This is a genomic window from Verrucomicrobiia bacterium, assembly GCA_023953615.1.
Taxonomy (GTDB): domain Bacteria; phylum Verrucomicrobiota; class Verrucomicrobiia; order Limisphaerales; family JADLHS01; genus JADLHS01.
Genome location: JAMLJH010000001.1, coordinates 1,850,325 through 1,870,948 on the forward strand (window position 1 = coordinate 1,850,325; position 20,624 = coordinate 1,870,948).

General features: G+C 57.5%; 13 protein-coding genes. 7 read left to right on the plus strand and 6 right to left on the minus strand.

Translation table 11 applies throughout. From position 1 onward, the window contains the following. Nucleotides 1-1,317 (minus strand): glucose-1-phosphate adenylyltransferase, encoded by a 1,317-nt coding sequence (locus M9920_07825; GenBank protein MCO5052195.1) that lies wholly within the window; start codon nt 1,315-1,317, stop codon nt 1-3. Between the two features lie 240 nt (nt 1,318-1,557). Here M9920_07825 and M9920_07830 point away from each other — a divergent pair, with 240 nt between their 5' ends. Both M9920_07830 and M9920_07835 read left to right on the plus strand, forming a co-directional pair. Then, nucleotides 1,558-2,706, plus strand: a complete 1,149-nt coding sequence (locus M9920_07830) for a Gfo/Idh/MocA family oxidoreductase (protein MCO5052196.1) — start codon at nt 1,558-1,560, stop codon at nt 2,704-2,706. Between the two features lie 175 nt (nt 2,707-2,881). Further along, entirely contained in the window at nt 2,882-3,805 is a 924-nt protein-coding gene (locus tag M9920_07835) for a PEP-CTERM sorting domain-containing protein (protein ID MCO5052197.1), read from the plus strand. Between the two features lie 51 nt (nt 3,806-3,856). Here the strand turns inward: M9920_07835 and trpC are convergent, their stop codons facing one another. The 3 genes from trpC to M9920_07850 form a co-directional block, all read right to left on the minus strand. Continuing rightward, a complete protein-coding gene (gene trpC / locus M9920_07840; protein MCO5052198.1) occupies nt 3,857-4,666 on the minus strand; it encodes an indole-3-glycerol phosphate synthase TrpC in 810 nt (269 codons plus the stop codon). 91 nt (nt 4,667-4,757) lie between these two features. Next, nucleotides 4,758-5,904 (minus strand): peptide chain release factor 2 gene (prfB, locus tag M9920_07845; protein MCO5052199.1). Its coding sequence is split into 2 segments (ribosomal slippage): nt 4,758-5,834 and nt 5,836-5,904, totalling 1,146 coding nucleotides; the frame shifts between segments, so codons are not numbered across the junction. A gap of 367 nt (nt 5,905-6,271) precedes the next feature. After that, nucleotides 6,272-7,375, minus strand: a complete 1,104-nt coding sequence (locus tag M9920_07850; protein MCO5052200.1) for a DUF4623 domain-containing protein — start codon at nt 7,373-7,375, stop codon at nt 6,272-6,274. Nucleotides 7,376-8,047: 672 nt separating this feature from the next. On the opposite strand from M9920_07850, the gene M9920_07855 reads away from it, so the two are divergent. The 3 genes from M9920_07855 (at nt 8,048) to M9920_07865 (ending at nt 12,520) form a co-directional block, all read left to right on the plus strand. Next, nucleotides 8,048-10,897 carry a hypothetical protein gene (locus M9920_07855; GenBank protein MCO5052201.1) on the plus strand — a complete coding sequence of 950 codons (2,850 nt, stop codon included), beginning with the start codon at nt 8,048-8,050 and terminating at the stop codon, nt 10,895-10,897. A 118-nt stretch (nt 10,898-11,015) separates the two neighbouring features. After that, nucleotides 11,016-11,900 carry a prepilin-type N-terminal cleavage/methylation domain-containing protein gene (locus M9920_07860; protein MCO5052202.1) on the plus strand — a complete coding sequence of 295 codons (885 nt, stop codon included), beginning with the start codon at nt 11,016-11,018 and terminating at the stop codon, nt 11,898-11,900. A gap of 62 nt (nt 11,901-11,962) precedes the next feature. Further along, on the plus strand, nt 11,963-12,520 hold the full coding sequence (locus tag M9920_07865; GenBank protein ID MCO5052203.1) for a hypothetical protein: 558 nt from the start codon (nt 11,963-11,965) through the stop codon (nt 12,518-12,520). Nucleotides 12,521-12,864: 344 nt separating this feature from the next. Here the strand turns inward: M9920_07865 and M9920_07870 are convergent, their stop codons facing one another. Then, nucleotides 12,865-14,649 carry a hypothetical protein gene (locus M9920_07870; GenBank protein MCO5052204.1) on the minus strand — a complete coding sequence of 595 codons (1,785 nt, stop codon included), beginning with the start codon at nt 14,647-14,649 and terminating at the stop codon, nt 12,865-12,867. 96 nt (nt 14,650-14,745) lie between these two features. Beyond that, nucleotides 14,746-18,024: a DEAD/DEAH box helicase gene (locus M9920_07875; protein ID MCO5052205.1), complete on the minus strand. Its 3,279-nt coding sequence runs from the start codon at nt 18,022-18,024 to the stop codon at nt 14,746-14,748. 454 nt (nt 18,025-18,478) lie between these two features. Between M9920_07875 and M9920_07880 the strand changes: the two genes are divergently transcribed. Beyond that, nucleotides 18,479-19,606, plus strand: a complete 1,128-nt coding sequence (locus M9920_07880; protein MCO5052206.1) for a hypothetical protein — start codon at nt 18,479-18,481, stop codon at nt 19,604-19,606. A gap of 26 nt (nt 19,607-19,632) precedes the next feature. Beyond that, nucleotides 19,633-20,622: a DUF3616 domain-containing protein gene (locus tag M9920_07885; protein MCO5052207.1), complete on the plus strand. Its 990-nt coding sequence runs from the start codon at nt 19,633-19,635 to the stop codon at nt 20,620-20,622. Nucleotides 20,623-20,624: the final 2 nt, after the last annotated feature.

The window sequence follows — 20,624 nt, forward strand, 5'->3', positions numbered from 1 at the left end:
TCAAATGACGGTGCCGTCCGGAATGGAAGCGTTCTTGGGAATCACCACGATGCCGTCACGGATGAAATACCATTCGTGATCCACGTGGTCGGGTTTGCCCGCCGGGGAGATGATCACGTTGTTGCCGATGCGCGCGTTTTTATCAATGATGGCATTCTCAATCCGACAATTCGTGCCGATACCCACCCGGGGCCGACCGTGCCGCTCGTGTTCGTTGATGGATTCCCGCGATTCAAAATAATCGCAGCCCAACGCCACCACCCGGTATAATTCCGTGCCGCGCCCCACAATGATGCGCAGGCCGACGATGCTGTTGCGGATTTTGGATGGGTTGATGATGCAGCCATCGGAAATGACCGCGTGATCAATCTGCGCGCCGTTCACTTTCGAGCCGGGAAGAAAGCGCGGGCGACTGAAAATCGGTGCGCTCATGTCGAAGAGATTGAACTTGGGCAATTCCGCCGCCATGTCGAGGTTCGATTCGAAAAAGGCGCGGATCGTGCCGATGTCCTCCCAGTAACCCTGATAGATGTGCGAACAAACCCGGTGCGTCTCGATGGCTCGCGGAATGATGTGCTTGCCGAAGTCGGTGAAATCGTTATCCAGCAGTTTGCGGATCACCTCGCGGTTGAACACGTAAATGCCCATCGAAGCGAGGAAATACTCTTCATCGCCTTTGATTCCCAATTTGGAATACCAGGCCGACGGCAACCGCAACGAATCCTGCACCGCCGGGTCCTTGGGTTTTTCCACAAAGCGCACAATGCTGCGGTCCTCCGCGATTTGCATGATGCCCAGCGCCGCCGCCTCCTTGCGGCGCACGGGAATCGTGGCGATGCTGACATCCGCGCCGCTCTCGCGGTGCTCGGCGATCATGCGCCGAAAATCCATGCGGTACAACTGGTCGCCGCTCAGAATGACCAGATACTCAAAATCATGATCCAAAAAGTGAACCAGATTCTTGCGCACGGCATCCGCCGTGCCTTCGTACCAGGAAGCGTCCGCGAAGGTTTGTTGCGCGGCGAGGATTTCCACGAAGCCGCTGGTGAACTGATCGAACTTATACGACAACGAAATATGCCGGTGCAGCGAGGTCGAGTTGAATTGCGTCAGTACGTAAATCCGGCGGAAACCGGAATTGATGCAATTGGAAATCGGCACGTCCACCAGCCGGTACTTGCCCGCGAACGGCACGGCGGGTTTGGCGCGGTCCTTGGTGAGCGGGAACAACCGCGTGCCTTGGCCGCCACCCATGATGACGCACAGGACGTTGCTGGTGTTGAGAGATTGCCGGGTGATACGGTTCGTGTTTGACATAGCGCCAATCCAGTTACAACTGTGATTTCCTGCCATGCTAGGCCAGTCCGCCGGAAAACCGCAAGCTCCAAGCGGATGAGCCAAACGCAAATGAGAATCCCGACGGCCGTCAGGCCCAACCGGAATGAAGTTCCCTCCAGTAAAACCGGCAAAGCCGGGAGTTGCCACCACCGCGCCCAACTGCCACCATGCGGTCGCCGCGCGGGAAATTTACGCCCCCGGAAAGACACGATTTAAATTATGAAAACAATCAAAGCAGGAATTATCGGCACCGGTTTCATTGGACCGGCACACGTGGAAGCCGCGCGCCGGCTCGGCTTCGTGGAAATGGTGGCGTTATGCGAAGCGAATGAGGATCTCGCCCGCGCCAAAGCCACCGCGTTGGGCATCCCCAAATCCTACGGCAGCATCGCCGCCTTGCTCAAAGACAAGGAGGTCGAAGTCATTCATAACTGCACGCCGAACCACATCCATTTCGAGATCAGCAAAAAAATCATGGCGGCGGGCAAACACGTCATCTCCGAAAAGCCGCTGGCCATGACCACCAAGGAATCGCGCGAGCTGGTGAAGCTCGCCAAGCAGACCGGCGTGGTGAACGCCATTGATTTCAATTACCGCTATTATCCGCTCGTCCAAGAGGCGCGGAATCAGGTGGCCTCCGGCCAATTGGGTGACGTGTTCCACGCCACCGGCAGTTACACGCAGGACTGGCTTTACCTCGCCACGGATTGGAATTGGCGGCTCGTCCCGCAATTCAGCGGCAAGTCGCGCGCCGTGGCGGATGTCGGTTCGCACTGGTGCGACGCCATTCAGTTCATCACCGGACTGAAAATCACCAAGGTATTCGGCGACTTCCAAACCATCCACAAGCGCCGCATGAAACCCAAAAAGGAGGTGGAAACCTACTCGGGCAAAATGCTCAAGCCGACGGATTACGAACCGGTGCCGATCCATACGGAGGACTTTGCCAGTGTGTTGTTCCAGTTCGCCAACGGCGCGCACGGCTCGTTCAGCGTGTCGCAATGCTTTGCCGGCAGAAAAAACCGGCTGTTCTACGAACTGGCCGGATCGAAGAAATCGCTCGTATGGGATCAGGAGCGCCCCAACGAACTTTGGATCGGTTATCGCGAGAAGCCGAATGAGCTGCTGATCAAAGATCCATCGCTCCTGAGTCCGGGCGCGCGGGCTTACGCGCATTACCCCGGCGGTCATCCCGAAGCGTATCCGGACGGACTCAAGAATTTTCTGCTCCGCGTTTACGCCTACGTTGCCGGCAAAGAAAAGCGACCGGATTTCAGCACGTTCCAGGATGGACATGATGAACTCGCCATCTGCGAAGCCATTCTGGCCAGTTCCAAATCCAAGAAGTGGGAGACGGTGAAATACTGATGCAACCTGGGTGTTGGCGTAGGGAAATTTACGGATTTAACCGTAACGGTGCGGTTTTCCCTTGATTCCAAGAGAGGGATCTGCCACCGTCGCGTCCGCAACTCAATAAAAGACTGTAAATAAGATCATGAAAATAAGTCCTATAATAGTACCTGTTGTATGTGGCGCTGTGGCAATGGCATTTGCTACCACCACCGTAAATGCACAAACCTTGTGGAGTCAAAATTTCGAAACCGACACCACGGCGAACTGGAGCGTGAACACGTTAGGCCTCGGCTCGGACGCCAACTTCTTCTTTGACTACAGCTCAGTCGGTATTCCCCAAGCCCCCCATTCGGGCGTGTCCGATGGCACGTATGGCCTGCGGTTGCGGGCGAACCAGTTTGGTTTTGGCACTGCGACTTTCCCTGCGGGCGTCAGTGTGTCACCGATTGGTCAAAGCTTTACGGGCGATTATATCCTGCGTTTTGACATGTGGCTAAACTTCACCGGTCCGGCTCCAAGCGGAGGCACGGGTTCGACGCAAATCTCGGGTGCCGGCATCGGCACCGCCGGCACCTCCTCACAAATCGCGGGCGGGGTGGTGGACAGCATCTTTTTTGGCGGTAGCGGCGAAGGCGGCACCGCAACCGATTATCGCGCTTACGCACCCGCGGCTCAAACCAGTTACACAGTCGCTTCTGGAGTTTATGCGGCCGGAAGCCAAAATAATAGCGACGCTTACTATGCCCAGTTCGGTGGTGAGACCGCTCCAGCCGCCCAAATAGCGCTATACCCAAATCAAACTGGGGCCACGGCGGCCGGAACATTAGGCTGGGCTTGGCGCGACGTGGAAATTGCGAATGTTGGCGGTATCATTACTTGGAAAGTGGATGGCTTGCTGATGGCGACGGTGGACGCATCCGCCGCCGGAACGCTTGGTGGCAATAACATTCTCTTCAATCAGTTCGATATCAACGCCTCCACAACCGACCTCACCGGTAACGATGTGTTGTTCGGCCTGTTTGACAACATTGTTGTCACCGCCGTGCCGGAGCCGACCAGCTTGGCGTTGGTTGGTCTTGGAGCGCTGGCGCTGTTTGCGCGCCGTCGCAAGTAAGAATTCCAATTCAGGTTACTTCAACCGCTCGGGAGAAATCCCGGGCGGTTTTTATTTTGCTGCCAGCAACGCTTGAACCTGCGCGGCAATGTCGCCGCCGCGCATCAGACTTTCGCCAACCAGGATGGCGCCCGCGCCGCAGGCTTTAAGACGTTGCACATCCGCACGAGTGAAAATGCCGCTCTCCGCGACCAACAGCGATGCGTGAGACGTAGCAGACGACATGAACAACTTCGCGGCCAGCCGTTCGGTGGTGGCGAGGTCAACTTTGAACGTCTTCAAATCGCGGTTGTTCACCCCGATCAGTTTCGCGCCGATGGCAACCGCGCGGGCCAGCTCTGCCTCATCGTGAACCTCCACCAACACCGTCAAACCAGCCTCCACCGCCAGGTCGTGAAAATTTTGCAACCGGACGTCATCAAGGATGGCGACGATGAGCAAAATCGCATCCGCGCCCCATTCGATGGCTTCGAGAATCTGCCGCTCATCAATGATGAAATCCTTCCGCAACAACGGCAGCTTCACCGCCGCGCGGATTTGCCGCAGATAATCGAGTGACCCTTGAAAAAACTTTTCATCGGTGAGCACCGACAGGCAACTCGCGCCTGCCGCTTCGTATTCCTTGGCGATGCGAACCGGATCGAAGTTTTCGCAGATGACGCCCTTGGATGGCGACGCCTTCTTCACCTCGGCAATCAACGCCACATCGCCGCCGCGTGGATTCTGTAACGCGGCAAAAAAGTCGCGCCGCTCGCCATGTTCGAGCATGGCATCGCGCAAGTCGCCCGCTGCGATCAACCGCTCGGCCAGCTTGGCAACTTCGAGCTTTTTCTGTTCAACGATGGTGTCGAGAATGTTCATGGATTTATTTTAGTGCAAAGACGCAAAGACCCGAAGGCGCAGAGAAAACAAAACCTTTGCGTCTCTGCCTTTTTGCGACTTTGCGTTAAATTTATTCTTCCTCATCCTTCAAGCCCTGCATCCGCTTGAGCGGGCCGCCCGCGCGCAGCCAGCCGTTCACAAACGGGTCCAAGTCGCCATCCATCACGCCTTGCACGTCGCTCGTCTCCACGCCCGTCCGTAAATCCTTCACCATGCGATACGGCTGAAACACGTAGCTGCGAATCTGGTTGCCCCACGACACGCTGCCTTTCTCGCCGTAAAATCGTTCCATCTCGGCCTTCTGCGCGTCCACGCGCTGCGCGTAAATTTTCGAGATCAACATGCGCATCGCGGTGGCGCGATTCTGGTGTTGCGAACGCTGGCTTTGCGAGGCGGCCACTAAGCCCGTCGGCAAGTGCGTGATGCGGACGGCGGTTTCCACCTTGTTCACGTTCTGTCCGCCCTTGCCGCCGGAGCGAAATGTATCCACGTGCAACTCGCTGGGCGGAATCACAATATCGGACGACGTTTCTTCGATTTCCGCAATGGTATCCACGCTGGCGAAGCTGGTGTGGCGCCGTTTGTTCGCGTCGAACGGCGAGATGCGCACCAGCCGATGCACGCCGCGCTCGGCCTTGCAGAAGCCGTAAGCGTTTTCACCCTTGATGATCAGCGTCACGCTTTTGATGCCTGCGCCTTCGCCCGGCAACGCGTCTTCCACTTCCACTTCCCAGCCGCGCCCCTCCGCCCAGCGTTGGTACATGCGCATCAACATCCCCGCCCAATCGCAAGCCTCCGTGCCGCCCGCTCCGGCGTTGATGCTCAGGAAACAATTGCTGTGATCGTGTGGGCCGGTGAGAAAGACGCGCAGTTCAAATCCGTCCAGTTCCTTGAGGAATCTGCCCAGGTCGCGCTCCAGCTCCCGCTCCACCGGCAACTGCGCTTCCGCCGGCTCGGCTTCGCCCAACTCCAACATCACGCGGAGGTCGTCCAACTGCTTTTCCGCCGCCACCAGCGGCTCAATTTTGTTGCGGATGGAACTGCCCTCGTTGATCAGTTTCTGGGCCTGCTCGCGATTGTCCCAAAAGCCCTCGCCGGCCATCAGCGAGTCGAGCTCGCCCTGACGTTTTTGCAGATTGGCGACGTCAAAGAAACCTCCGCAGGTGCGTAAGTTTCTGCGCGGCGGTCTCCAAAGAAATTTTAACCGTATCAAACATAGACCGCGCAGCCTAACGCACGGCGCGAACTGAATCCAGCGGGGAAACAAATCTCTCTTGGGTCCTATGCATCTGGACAGTTTACCGGATTACTGGTTCCATGACGTGTCCCAATGTCAGCAAGAAAAGAACTATTTGGGCGAGAGAGGTTATTATCGAAGCCGTCTATCAAGGCGGTCTGGGCGAACACCCATAATCAGTTTGCCCCAACCGTTCCGTTGGCGGTCAAGGGAAGCGGCTTCGGTTGCGAGTGCGGCTTGCAGTGACCGGCGGCGGATTGCCGCAAGCGGGTAAAGCGGACGATTCCGCAGATTGGAAATGACGCGTTGCGGGTTCGCGACGCTCTGGGAAATTCAGAAGGTTGATCTCAATGGCGAGTGCGGCGCAGCGCAATCAAGGCGGTAATCCCCAAACCCAGCAAAGTGGCAGTAGCCGGTTCAGGAATGGCGACCGTGAAGGCTTGGATGCCTTGATTGGAACTCATGGCCCAAAGTTGCGCCGTGTTGCCGCTGATGTTGCCCCAGACCAATTGTCCCGTGGCGTTCGGATTGGCCGCGGGAGAACCGCCGGTGTTATTACCGCTGGCCAGCCAGAGGGGATTCGCGGGATCGGTGATGTCGTATAAACTCACATGCGAGTCGCCCGTGCTTTGCACCGCCAACAGGGGAATTCCACCCACTTCCGCATACGCCATCAATCGGTCGGCGGTGGCCCCTGCCGGGTCCGGAAAGGGCACCGTGTCCAACAGAATACCGGTCGCATCGGAGAAACTGGTGTACTGATACAGGCCGCTGCCTTGAGATCCGAGCACGTGACTGGAATCGGTGAACGTGATGCCCAGGCGAAAATCGCCTGCGGCGGGTGGTGTGCCCGCGAAGCCAACCGCCGTGGCGCTGGCAGTGGTAGGATCAATTATCAGATAACCATTATTTCCAGCCACTACGGGTGAACTACCGAAACCCAGCGCGAGCCGGGTGGAGCTGCCCCCGCCAATCGCTGCCAGACTGTCGCCCAATCGCGCTCCGCTCAAGACTCCATCCCCCGAATAGACCACGGTGGGAGTGGAGCTTTCCGTCGCCCATTGATATACCTTGAGGGGTGAGGTGGCCGATTGGGTGGTGAGATTGTTCACGTAGATGGCGCCATCGGCACCGACGGCGATGGTATTCACGGCAAAGGTGCCGCCACTGATGCCGGTGGTGTCCAACGCGCCCAGGTCGGCGCCGGTCATCGGATCCAGAATGCGGATGAAATTGCCGCCGCTGCGGCTGACCAGATAAAGATGGCCGTTGCCGTAGGCCAATCCGCGTTCGCTATTTCCCGCCCCGAGATAAGCGTAACCATCTTCGCCTGGAGCGAGCCAGCCGTCACCGTTGCCAAAGCTGGTCAGTGGCGAAAGGATTTGTGCGGACGACCATGCGGTCCCGAGCGCCAAGGTGAGGGCGGCAAGCAAAGATGAGGTTTTGTTCATAAGTTAAATTCGTTTTTAGAGCAAATTTTTGAGTTGGTGCTGGTTCACGCTCAAAGCTCGGTGCGGACTATACCGTACGCGACCACGGTTGTATATCCGCAATTTACCCGAAAAATCAGTTTGCACCCAAGGCGGGCAACCATCCGCGTTTGCGTCTTCTAAGCCGGAACGATTCGATTGGAGCTTGGGTGGAACGGGCCACTGGCCCGTCCTGTCGGGCTACCAGCCCAACAGCCCAACAGCCGAACGCAAAGCGTGCGAACTCAATGGGGTGCGATCTCCGTGCGCTCGTCTGGGCGGCAGGTTGCCGCCCAGAACGGCCAAGTTGGCCGTTCCACCTGGACCAACTGCATCCTTCCGGCTAAGGCGGAATAGGACTGGTAATGGGCGACTCCGGGTTTGGGGCGCTTGGGTTATGAGAACAACGCTCGTGATCAGAATGGGCAGTGGAAGACCGTAACGGAGTATGCGTTAGATTTTGTGTGAGCAAAAACCGTTGACAGAATTTCAGAACCTTGGTACTTAGTGCGTTAACATTTTAATCGCGCCAATTTTTGCTCCAGTTAGCCGGACGCAAGTTGATGGGAGGCGAATGTAGTAACGATGGGAGATTGCGAACTTGACCGGAAAAGTGGTCTTGGCTGGTGAAGTTCGCCAACCAGACAGTAAGTTATGAAAACAAACCAACCTATAAGAAACGGCTGCTTACCGGCCGATTATCAGACTCAGTTCACCGGCTCAGGTTCGCGTTCAAAGCGGAACGGGGTCGCGTCCATGGCGGCATTGGCGTCTGCACTGTTGTTGGTTGCCGGCCAGGCAACCGCAGCCACGACGACAATTTTCACCGATAACTTTGAGAGTTATAACGATGTGGCGACGAGCATGGCGGATACGGCTGATGCCAATCCGACCGGTTCCGAGTGGGTCATTGGCGATGATGTGGCACTGGGGGAAACAACGCCAGGCGCCGGGGTACAGGTGATCAATTGGTTGACTAATTCCGCCGGTGAGCCCACCCAGAGTCTGTTTTTGCGGTCCGGCACCAGAGCCGAAATTCACCTCAACGGTCCGAAGAGCGGCCCGCGGTACCAGTTGGATTTTTTGGCTTACGTCGCCAAGGACTCAGTCAGTGATCGGAGTTTTTATATTCAGATCCAAGGTGAAGGCAACGATTTCAATGGCGGCGATTTCGTAGCTTATCAGGCGAATCGCGCAGCGGACAACTGGGAGGTTCGTCATTATGACGGAGTCAGCAGCCCCGCTGCTTGGAAAAATATCGGAACCTTCGAGACCAATGTTTGGCAGCATCATCGGTTGGTGATGTATCCCAACACTGGAGAAATGAAGGTGTACATTGATGACATGGATAATCCCCTCTATTCCGGCGAGTCTCGGTTGGCGCGGAGCATCGTGGCGGTACCCACCAAGATAAACATTATCCATGAGGGAAATAGCGCCGACGACGGATGGTGGGCCATAGACGACATCACCTTCACGGTGGATGACGCCGTTAGTTTGGATGCGACCATTACCGAAGGTTTTGAGAGCTACGCCGCCCGTGCAAACGTTGACGACGATGCGGATCCGGCGGGAGCCTGGATTACTTCAGAAGTGGATGGATCTGGTGATGCGGGTCGTCCCGCCACGCCCGGCAAGGTGCAAGTCGTGGATTCATCTGTGGTTTCGCCACATTCCGGCAATAAATCGTTGAAGCTTGAAGGCGGTCAGCGCGCAGGGGTCAGTCTGGCTTGGGGCGAAACGCCCGAGAGTGACGTGCAAGTTACCTGGTGGGCGCGAGTGCCGGAGGCCGTGCAACAACAGCCCACGGACGACGCGGTTTATTTGCGGATGTCGCTCTACGGCAAAGAGGGAGCAAATAGTTATGCCGGAGACTGTATGCTGTTTGGCTACGGAATTCGCCGTCAGGGACCGAATGCCAATAGCCTAACCAATGTGGGCGGAAGTTACTCGTTGCTCTACTACACACCGACGACCCTCTGGGTGGAATCGGAAGTCACCTACACTCCGGACGTCTGGGAAGAGTATCGGGTCATTACTCATACCAGTTCAGGTAAATATACGGTGATTAAAAATCCCAGCAGCGCCAATCCGCAGGTTGTGGTGGATCGGGCGCCGTTCATCAGCAGCAGTCCCTTTGTCCGTCCCATCTTTATGGCCGGTTGGAGTTCTTCAAACGGAAACGGGCATCCGCCGGTTTATGTGGATGACATCGAAGTGAAGTCACTGACGTCAATTGCAGACCCGCTGCCGACGCCTTACACTCCGACCCTCCACGGGGAGCGCTTCACGAATTACACGATGATTCGAGTGCCCGGACCGATCGGTAAAGCCGTGGTGGCTCAGGATAATGCGACGATATTATTTACCATGGACGCCCCGCCGCCCGACGGAGGTATTTATCGCGCCAGTAAAGTGGCCAGTGGCAACTGGGTGGTTGACCCCACTCCCATTGTGACTGGAATTGACAAACCGTCCGGATTGGCAGTGGACGGGAACGGTACCCTGTGGTGGACGCATGATTACACGCCGTCGTTGCGCCGGTTAAAAGCTCCGTGGGGCGCTTCCGCATGGGAAGAGGTGGTTTCCAATTTCGGTTACACAGACGGTGATGACGATCCCATTGACCTTTGCATTGCTCCGTCGAGTTTCAACGGAACGCTTGGCAAGCCGGGACAGATTGTGATTGCGGATCGAGGTAGTGACGCTGATCCCAATAATGCGGTTTATGTGCTGGATCCCGCGACGACGGCCTTGGGGCAGACCAATCTGGATCTGGGCGTGCCCGGTCCCGCGGACTGGTGGAAGTTCCTCGTCGAGCCGACCTCCAGTGGTTTGGGCGGTGGAAATCTGAACAGCATTACGCCGCTGCCGCAATCAGGTGAAGTGGTCACCATCAGTACGGATGGCTACATCAGTGCGATCAACGCCGAAGGGGCATATCGCTCCATTTTCCCGGCGACTTTGTGGCAGGACTATTGGAGCGGTGGTCCCGCACCCAATGGAATCGCGCTGGCGGCCGATCCAACCACCGGTCGGCTCTGGGTGGGCGATGATACTCGGGATGAGATTTGGTCTGTCGAATCCAATTCGGGTAATGATTCCGCCGCACCGGATCAATTGGAAGTGTCATTTCCGCTGACCAATCCGGGCCGGCCGGATCTACAGTTGCAAATGCACGATCCCACCCTGGCGTTTGCCAATGACGGCTCGTTACTGGTGCTGACTGACGGTAGCGTCATTAACGACGGTGGTCGCCTGATCATCTTCCACAATGAGCCGGTTGCCACGCTGGACATTTCCATCACGGGCGCGGTTCGCCAGGGCGACGGTTTCCACCTGACGTGGGAAAATGCCGGACCGGCAACCTATGAGGTCTGGCGCTCGACGGATCTGAGTGATCCGAATGGATTCACCAACATCTCGGGTGACGTCTCCGGAACGAGTTATGTGGATGCGAATCCGCCGGCCGGCGCGGCCTTTTATCGGATTCGTGTGAAGTAAACAATGTGGTAACCTCTCCCGCCAGCGCGCGTCCTGCCGCTGGCGGGAGAAAACCTGGCCGAGGGTTGGACGCGCCGCCGAGTTCGGCTAGGTTATCGGCAACTGAAATGGGAAACTTATGAACATCCATTACCCCAAACGTCAGGGATTCACGCTGATTGAATTGCTCGTGGTCATTGCCATCATTGCGATTCTGGCCGCGATGCTTCTGCCCGCGCTGTCGAAGGCGAAAGCCAAAGCGCAAGGCGTTTATTGCATGAACAATCACAAGCAATTGGCGTTGGCGTGGCGCATGTACGTGGATGACAATCGCGACGTCCTGCCTTTCACCAAGGGCAACGGAAACTATGATCCTTACGCCTGGGTAAATGGCTGGCTCGATTACACTGCCTCGGCGGACAATTGGGACGTAAGCCGAACGATCCAAAGCAGCATCCTTTTTCCTTATGCGGGAAAGAATGCGGGCATCTTCAAGTGTCCATCGGATCAAAGTAAAATTACGGTACTGGGTCGCACCATGCCGCGGGTGCGCAGCATGTCCATGGTCAATTGGGTGGGTGGACGTGGCAGTGGCGGAGGTCAGCATGTGGCGATGAATTGGTCCCAAACCACTTTGGGAACCACGGCTGGAGAAGCCCGGATTTATCGCAAGTATAGTGATATGGTGGTACCCGGTCCCGCGCAAACCGCGGTATTCCTTGATGAACGGGAGGACAGCATCAATGACGGAATGTTTGTCATTGCCATGGAAGGCGCGGCCACCGGCGGCAGCGGCGCCGCATCGCCCGGAGCTTATGGGATTACGGATTACCCGGCGGCTTACCATGGGGGTGCGGGCGGTTTCTCTTTTGCCGACGGCCATTCCGAAATTCACAAGTGGCGGGATCCGCGAACCTCCCCACCACTGCGGCGCGGTGAGAATTACGACTATAATTTCAAATCCACACCCAACAATCCGGATGTGGCCTGGATGCAGGAACATTCCACCCGCAGGATTCCCTGAACCGTGCTGGGGCGCGGAATCGTATTGCGATTCATGGTGGAATGACGACCCCCGAGTGATTTATGCGACGCTTTTCAATTTTCCTGATGGCTGCCGGCTTGATGATTCTGGTGGGCTGCGGCAAGGGTGATTCGGGCAAGAACAATCCCCGCCTGCAACAGGCGTTGGAACGCTTGACGGCGGCGACAACCCCCCAGGAACGCTTCAGTGTTTTAGGTGAAGCGGCCAAACAGAGTTTGGCGGCGGGAAAAGCCACGGAAGCCGGGAACTACGCGCAGGAGCTGCTCGATCTGTTGCCAGGTTTGCGGACGCAATCCGGCGCTGGCGACGCGGCCATGGACGCACATCAGGTGCTGGGGCGCATTGCGTTGCGGGCTGGACAGGTGGACGACGCCAAACAGCACTTGCTGGAATCCATCAAGATTCCCGGACCGCGAATGATGGATTACGGGCCGAGCATGAGCCTGGTCAAAGATCTTCTGGAGAAAGGTGAACGCCAAGCGGTGCTCGACTACTTCAGCGCCTGCGAAAAATTTTGGGATCGTAATCGTCTCAACGAATGGACCCAGGAAGTACAGCAGGGCAAGGTGCCCGACTTTCCTCCAAACCTGCTCAACTAGAGCGTTTTAAGTATCACTGTAGCCGCCGATGCGAGGCGGCGGACCTCCCAACTTCAAGCTAAACGCCGGCCTCAAATTGAGGATTACATTGCTTCGGAAGGAGTTTTCGCGCGGCAGCATCTTGGACTGCTACAATCCAAAACCTTGCGGACATAGATTGGATTCCTCCATTTGGACTTAGCCGCCATTGGGTTGCTCCCGTTCTGGTTCGACGGCTACAACTTTAATTGAACCGCATAACGCAGGCATGGACGGCAGAGTAATTTCATTCTGCCCCCGCGTTTTCACATGATTGGCGCGGCTCGGTTGATCCAAACCGTCGCTTTCCAGATCAAAAGGCGCGCTCACCAAGAAGCAGCCACGCGGAAGAATCCCATTCCACTCGCAGGTAGTGGCACGCTGAAGCGGTAGTGGTCGTTGCCAAGGGCTTCGGGGCTGATTCCGGGCACGACTTCGTAGAGGCCGTCCAGTTCCGTAGCGCGTTGCAAGCTAAAGTTCGTCAATGGCGCCGGACCGGTAAACACGATTTCGAGGGTGTGTTCCGAGAGGTTTTGCTCAACGGTCAAAATCTGCATGGTCGGCGTTGCCAGCAACAGTTCGCCCAAACTTTGGCCCGCAATTCCACCTTGATACAAGTACTGCACTTCATGTGGGTTCAAAGCGCGCCGCCAGATGGCAAAGTCATCCACGTAGCCGGTGAAGTAGCTGCCACCGGTTGGGCCTTCACGCCCCATGGCGGCAGCCTGCCCGGGGTTGATGTTTCCCGTCAATCCCACCGACCCGCCGCCGTCGTTGCCGACGTGTGAATCCATCAGTTCCCCGTTCAAATAAATGACCGCTTCACCGGCGCCTGGAAAGGCCCGGCCGTCGTAAGTGGCCACGACGTGAATCCATTGGTTGGTGGTCAGAAAGAGGCTGGAAATTCCCGGTCGGGCGGCGTGACCATTGGCCACCGAGACTTTGAACCGCAGTTCGTTGTTGGGTTTATCCAGGTAGAGCACGTACGAATCCAATTGCGAATCAAAGATCGCCCCATAACTGGCGGAGAGTTGGGCGGGCAGATTTTGCAGGTTCAGCCAGAGCGCAAGGCTGAGTTGGTTGGTGCCGATGTCCATCTCGGAGTTTTGCGGCAGCGTCACGTAAGCGTTGAGTCCTTCCAACTTCAATGCCCCGCCCAGTTTCGCCCAAGGCGACTCAAACCAATGCGACGCGCCGTCATTCCGGAACAAAGTGGCGTCATTGGTGCCCGCGCTGTCTTTGACGGTTGTTGTGAATGCGTTGGTCAGGCCATCATCAAAATTCCAGTAGGCAAACAAGTCGTCCGCCAGATGCACCGGGCCGCTGATATCCGGTGGCACTTGCGCGTCTTTCACGGCACCGGGATCATTGGAAATGATGCCGTCCACGCCGATGGCGATGAAGTAGCGGATTTCGGAGATGCTATCCACGGTCCAGACGAACATCTTCAGTCCGGCGTTATGCACCATTTCCAGAACGTCTGGCGTGACGGAACTCCGTTCCCAAGCCATCGTGCCGACCCCGGCGGCGATGGCGTCGTTTAATTTGGCCTGCGTGAGGGCGCCGCTTCCCAGTGCGGCCAGTTTGAGGTTGGGCGCCAAAGCGTGAATGGCCGTGAGGAAATTCCAATCAAACGACTGCACCACCACTTGATCCACCACTCCCAGCCGCTGAAGCTCGCTCAAATAAACGCTGGCCGAGCCTTGTTTGTGCTCAATCAATGGCGTGGCAAAGGGGAGCGTGTTGGTGACCATTTCCTCCAGCGTTGGTACGCGCTCGCCGATAAATTGGGGGCCGAACCAAGAGCCAGCGTCCAGTTGTTTGATCTGCGCCAGGGTTTTACTGGTAATGGCGCCGGTGCCATCGGTGGTTCGGTCCACCGTGCTATCGTGCATGATGACGAGATAACCGTCGGCGGACACATAAACGTCGGTTTCCACCATATCCGCCTTGCCCTCGGCGGCGCGGAAAGCCGCCACGGTATTTTCGGGAGCGAATCGGGAATCACCACGGTGTCCGATACTGAGGACATCCGCCGCGTTAATTTCCAAGGGGAAGAAGCCAATGATTTGCAAACTCAGGAAGAGGACAACAGATTTACGCAACGACATGGTTAGAGCGTTAACATGCAAGATTGGCCTTGTCAAACGGCAAGCACCGATTGATGCGCAACGCGGGACGAAAGCGGAGCGGCGCCAACGGGAAGCCTACGCTTCCGCGAACAAGTAATCCAAATCCGCCTTGGACAGACTGCGCGCAAAGCCTTCTTCGCCGAGGACGTCGGCAATGGTTTTGGCTTTGCTTTGTTGCAGTTCCCAGATTTTTTCCTCCACCGTGCCGGGCGCGATCAAGCGATAGGCGTTGACGGTGTTGGTCTGGCCGATCCGATGCGAACGGTCAATGGCCTGCGCCTCCACGGCGGGATTCCACCACGGATCGTAAAGCACTACATAACTGGCGGTGGTGAGATTCAATCCCGTGCCGGCGGCGCGCAGACTCAAGAGGAAGACGCCAGGATTCGGGTCTTGTTGAAAAGCGTTCACCACCTGCTGGCGGTCCTTGGTCTGACCAGTAAGCAAATGGGTGTTGATGTTGCGCGTCCGACATTCCTTTTCGAGCAGTTGCAGCATCTGCACGAATTGCGAAAAGACGAGCACTTTCTGGCCTTCGTGGACCAGGCTGTCGAGCAATTCAAACAGCGTCTCCGTTTTCCCGCTGGGCGAATCATTGCCTACCAGCGCCGGATGGCAGCAGACCTGGCGCAACCGCGTCAGTGCGGCCAGCACGTGCATCTTGCTTTTATTGAGACCCTGCTCGGCAACGGCTTGCATGATCTGATCGCGGCTGCGGCGCAATTCGGCGAGATAAAGTTTCCGTTGTTCATCGCCGAGCGGACAATCGCGGCGCTCCTCGATGCGCTCCGGCAAATCCTTGGCCACATGCTTTTTCAAGCGGCGCAATAGCAGCGGTCGCAATTTGGCGGATAATTGGCGGCGCGCGATGCGTTGGGCGCCGGCCACGTCGTTCCCGCTCTTCGGTTCGTAAGTTTGCAGGAAATGTTCCTGGCTGCCGAGGTAGCCCGGCTGAATGAAATCCACAATGCTCCACAGATCGAGCAGCCGGTTTTCCAGCGGAGTTCCCGTCAAGGCGAGCCGACCCTCGGATTTGAGTTGTTTGACGGACTGCGTGACCTGCGCGCCGGGGTTCTTGATGAATTGGGCTTCGTCCAGAATCACCGCGCGAAACGCAAACTTGTTGAGTTCCTCGAGGTCGCGCCGCAACAGCGCGTAATTGGTGACGATGAGATCGTGCTCGGGAATCTGTTTGCGCAAGTTGTGCCGGGCGGCACCGCTTTCCAGCACGAGAACTTTGAGGTCGGGGGCAAATTTCTCCGCTTCGCGCCGCCAGTTATGCAGCACGGACGCGGGGCAGATGACGAGTGACGGTTTGGGATGCTTTTTGTTGCGCTCCTTGAGCCAGGCGAGCCAGGTGAGCGTTTGCAAGGTTTTCCCGAGACCCATGTCGTCGGCCAGAATGCCGCCCAATTTGATCGTGGTCTGATGAGCGAGAAAATCAAAGCCATCCTTTTGGTAGGGGCGCAGTTCGGCCTGAACGTTGGCCGGCAGCGCCACTGCGGGAACGCCTTTGAAATTACGGACTCGTTCGCGCAACGCCCGGGCTTCCGGTGAATCCACAAAGCGCGCGAACTCGTGATCGTTGAGATGGGCGACGTGTTCCAATCCAACCTTTTGAGGAACGGCGGTCAAACCTTCCACGCCAAGCTCCGCCATGGTCTCGTGAGCGTTTTGCACCGCGTCGGAATCGAGTTCCACCCAACCGGAGTTGGGCAGCTTGACGAAGCGCCCGGTGGATTGCGCCAGACATTCCAGATCGGCCTTGCTCAGTTTCATCCCTTCCGCCTCCCATTCCGCCGAGACGGAGAGCCAGTCAATCCCACTACCTTTGACGATCAACTGCGGTTTGAGGCGGCGCGGTTGCAGGAAGAGGCGATGAAACGCCGGGTTGCCAAGAAATTCCACGCCTTCCGGACGGCGTTGCCAGGCAGCGGCAAGAGTCCCCAGACAATTTTCGTTGGCGTCGCCCACCCACAGTCCCGGTTCGGGATTGAACCAATCCAGTTGCCGCAGCCACTGCAACGCCGGTTCGATGCTGGGGCTGTCCAGAATTTCCGGTTTGTCGGTCGGACGCTTTTTATTGTCAGTCGGACGCCATTCTTGTCCGGCCCAATTCCAAACGCTGCCATCGCGCGCGCTTTTTGCCTGCAAGCGCAACCGCACGGTATCGTCGAGCAACTCGAGTACGAATTGCGGCGCGACCTGGTGCGTGACGCAAAGCTGTTCCCAATCCACTCCGTTCGCGCTTTGCGTCTGGCGCAAGTGCATGAGCAACCGATGACTCAGACGGCGCACCGGCACTTCGGGCTGGTCGGCCCAATGCTCGATAACCGCGGATGGCGGCGCATTGCGCAGCAGGTAGAACGTGCGGCCCGCGAGTACCAATGGCGGTTGTTGATTGAAAAATTTCACCTCCGACATGGGGACCGTTTCCCCGCTCGGGAGCGTCAGGCGGTGCGTGAAAGACAACTCCTTGGTGCCGTTCTCCAGGTGGGGATCGAGCGAGGCCACCTGACCAGAGAATCGCAGTCGTTGCCCGGCGGCGGCGAGTTCCAACCGATCCGTATGCCCCCAGCGCGTGAGCCATTGGAACAGGTCCGTGTCCGAAAGCATGAGCAAATCATTGCCATCCTGACGGTGGCGGTGCGTTTCGGTCAGCCAGGAGATGAATTCCCAGTCGGCCGGCGGAAAAAGCTCCTGCTCATGCGCCGCCCGGGTGGCGAGGTCAATCAAATCGCGCAAGGAACGGACTTTCTCTCCGGTCCGAGCCCGGAACAAATGGAAGCGCACGCCGAGGCGGTACCGCGCTGGAAGCGCTGCATCAAGCAACGGTTCGCAAGTGACGCGCAGCGTCGCGCGCGGCGTGTCCAGGTGCGGCAGTTGCGGCGGCAACAACCAGCTTTCCAGGGCGCTCACAAGCTGTTGCTCCCGCTCAACGGCTTCGGCACGGGCGAAGTGATTCATGTCCGCGTGCGCGGAGAGTTCCGGCGGCAGCGAGCGTTTGGCGCGTAGAAACAGGAACGCCAACTGTTCAAGCCGCTGGTTTCCGGTGACGGCCAGCAAGCGCGGCCACCATTCGGTGGCGGGAAAATCTTTGCGCGCCAGCGACAGCTTCTCGAAGTAATCCTCGAGCAACAGCCACGCGCGTTGTGAATCCGGACAGGTGGCGAAGCTGCGCAGAATCTCCTCGCGTTCGCCGATCCGGTTTTTGGAGTCGGACAATTCACGGCGGAGGTCGGCGAACGCGCCGTAAGTTTCCGCTAAAACCTTGTTGTGCGCGTCGTACTTGGAGGTGGTGCTGCCACTTTGGCGAGTCACCCCGGCCCCGTTTTTACCTGCAACTTTGGACATCTGAAATATACAACTCGTGTCTTAGCCTGACATCTCGCCACGGAATCGGGCAGGGGTCAACCAGAAACAAAAAAATTTCTGTCGAGCGCGGATTTTTTTGGATGAGTTAAGCAGGTTGGACGGCGGGCTGCCGGATGATTCGTCGCCGCTTTGACCGGACTTGCTCCAACGAGGTCAATCGGTAAGCGACAACTGGCCACGACCGGAGGATCGGCGGTGGCGGTGGGGCATTTCATGACGACGAACGGCGATCGACGGCCAAAACTGACGACTTCACTGCCTGACTCGCCGATCATCGCATTGGCAAAAAACCGCCAAGACCTGGAACGTGAGGAACGATTTTAGCTGGTTTCAAGGGGCTGTTTTAATCACCGAAATGCACGGGTACGCATAATTCGGGGTTGATTGGGCCATCAATGCAAGTTACATCTACAAGTCGCAGCTGAGTGAAGTAATGAAGGAGACCAAACCAATTCCGATTTCCGTCTCGACGTGGTGGCGTGAATTGCGCACCCGAGTGCTTCCCTTGGTCGTGCTGGTTGGAGCCATTGGAGCGATGGCCGTCATCTGGCGCAACCATACCGGTCAGGCCACTTTGCAGGGGATTGGCGAGGGCGCGAGCGCCAGCATTACCGCGCCGCAAACGGTGCGCATCGAGAAGTGGTTGGTTGAACCGCACACCATCGTTTCGGCCGGGGCGCCGGTGGCCATCGTCATTCCGGCGGATGCCCGGGCCGAGTTTGATCGCTTGCGCACCTTGTATGAAGTTGCCCGCATCCGCTCGCAACCCTCGCCCGCGGAAGACAACGCAATGAGTTTTGAACGGGTGCGCATCGAGTTGCTGAACACCAAGGCGGAGTTGGCCATCGCCCGCGTGAAATTGGAACAGGCGGAACGCGACGTGCAACGCAATACTCCGTTGTTCCACGAGAAACTCGTGTCTGCGGAAATTTACGAGTTATCCGTCAACCTGCGTGATGCCTTGAAGGCCGAAGTGGCGGAACGGGATCGGGCCGTAACGCAGATTGAACAACGCGTGGACGCCTTGCGGGCCATTGGCGAACCCGCCGTCGCGGGCGCGACAGGTACGAACGTCGCTTGGTTGCGGGATTTGGAACAGGCCCAGGCTGCGGCTTTCAAAAATCTGGAGCCGCAGACCTTGCGGGCCCCGATCACGGGCATGGTTGGCGTCCCCATCCGCCAGGCGGGCGAATTCGTTCCGGCGGGCGAACCGCTGATGATGATGCGGTCCACTCGGGCCGACCAGGTGATTGCCTATTTGCGACAGCCTTATCGGTTTGATCCGCAAATCGGCATGACCGCGCGAATCACCACGCGCACCTCAGAGCGGCAGGCTTTTGCCAGCCAGATTACGCAGGTCGGAGCCCAGGTCGAGATATTGACCAATGCGCTGGCGATTTTACGACCGGGCTTGTTGGTGGATGCGGCTTTGCCAGTGGTTTTGCCCGTGCCGCCAGGAATCCGAATTCGTCCCGGCGAAATTGTGGATGTGACGATCACCGATTCCCCCCATCGCTCCACGGATACTTCCACGAGCACCTCGGGCACGCCGCGTTTGTAAAATGTGAAACCTCTGCGAGGAAGTTAATGAAACAACTAAAATCGGCGGTTGCGTATCTGGGGCTGTGGTTGGGCGTTGGTTTGGCGGGGGTGCCGCTGCAGGGGGCGGAAATCACGATCTGCCGCGGCATGTGCGATGCCTCCGCGGTGGTAATGCTGGACAATGATTATTTCGTCGTCGCCAATGATGAGGATAACCGGCTGCGGGTTTATTCCCGCACCCGGGGCGGCAGCCCGATTCAAAGTTCCGACTGGTCTGCGTTTCTCAGCTTGGACCCGCGTTCACCGGAAACCGACTTGGAAGGCAGCGCGGTTTTGGATGGACGCGCCTATTGGATTTCCTCCCACGCGCGGAATAAAAATGGAAAGGACCGCCCCAGTCGGCGCCAGTTTTTCGCCACAACCATTGGCATCACCAACGGCGCCATCACGCTCGAACCCAGCGGCAAAGCTTATACCGGGTTATTGAATGATCTGCTACAGGCGAAGCAATTGCGCGCCTTCGATCTGGCCGCCGCCGCGCAACGGGCGCCCAAAACCGCCGGCGCGTTGAACATTGAGTCATTGTGCGCTACTCCGGACGGCGAGCTTTTGATTGGTTTCCGTAATCCCATTCCCGACGGTAAGGCTCTACTCGTGCCGTTGTTGAATCCGGCGGAATTAATGTTGGGGACTCGGGCGCGATTGGGGGATCCGATCCGGCTCGATCTGGGCGGATTGGGCCTGCGCGATATGACGTGGTTCAACGGGCGCTATTACCTCATTGCGGGCACCTACAATGGCAAGGGGCACTCCGTGCTGTATGAGTGGAACGGGGGGGCGGCAACGCCCCGCTTGTTATCGCATCCGGAATTAAAAGGGTTGAATCCCGAAGCTATGGCCGGGTTTGTCGAAAATGATCAACCGCGCCTGTTGGTGGTAAGTGACGATGGCACGCTCAAGATTGGGGGCGTGGATTGCAAGGAGGTTGCGGATCCGGAGCAACGGTATTTCCGAGTCACGGTGATTGATCTGTGACC

Coding starts and splice junctions, on each gene's coding strand:
- M9920_07825 (MCO5052195.1), bottom strand. CDS start 1,317: ATGTCAAACACGAACCGTATCACCCGGCAATCTCTCAACACCAGCAAC.
- M9920_07830 (MCO5052196.1), top strand. CDS start 1,558: ATGAAAACAATCAAAGCAGGAATTATCGGCACCGGTTTCATTGGACCG.
- M9920_07835 (MCO5052197.1), top strand. CDS start 2,882: ATGGCATTTGCTACCACCACCGTAAATGCACAAACCTTGTGGAGTCAA.
- trpC (MCO5052198.1), bottom strand. CDS start 4,666: ATGAACATTCTCGACACCATCGTTGAACAGAAAAAGCTCGAAGTTGCC.
- M9920_07850 (MCO5052200.1), bottom strand. CDS start 7,375: ATGAACAAAACCTCATCTTTGCTTGCCGCCCTCACCTTGGCGCTCGGG.
- M9920_07855 (MCO5052201.1), top strand. CDS start 8,048: ATGAAAACAAACCAACCTATAAGAAACGGCTGCTTACCGGCCGATTAT.
- M9920_07860 (MCO5052202.1), top strand. CDS start 11,016: ATGAACATCCATTACCCCAAACGTCAGGGATTCACGCTGATTGAATTG.
- M9920_07865 (MCO5052203.1), top strand. CDS start 11,963: ATGCGACGCTTTTCAATTTTCCTGATGGCTGCCGGCTTGATGATTCTG.
- M9920_07870 (MCO5052204.1), bottom strand. CDS start 14,649: ATGTCGTTGCGTAAATCTGTTGTCCTCTTCCTGAGTTTGCAAATCATT.
- M9920_07875 (MCO5052205.1), bottom strand. CDS start 18,024: ATGTCCAAAGTTGCAGGTAAAAACGGGGCCGGGGTGACTCGCCAAAGT.
- M9920_07880 (MCO5052206.1), top strand. CDS start 18,479: ATGAAGGAGACCAAACCAATTCCGATTTCCGTCTCGACGTGGTGGCGT.
- M9920_07885 (MCO5052207.1), top strand. CDS start 19,633: ATGAAACAACTAAAATCGGCGGTTGCGTATCTGGGGCTGTGGTTGGGC.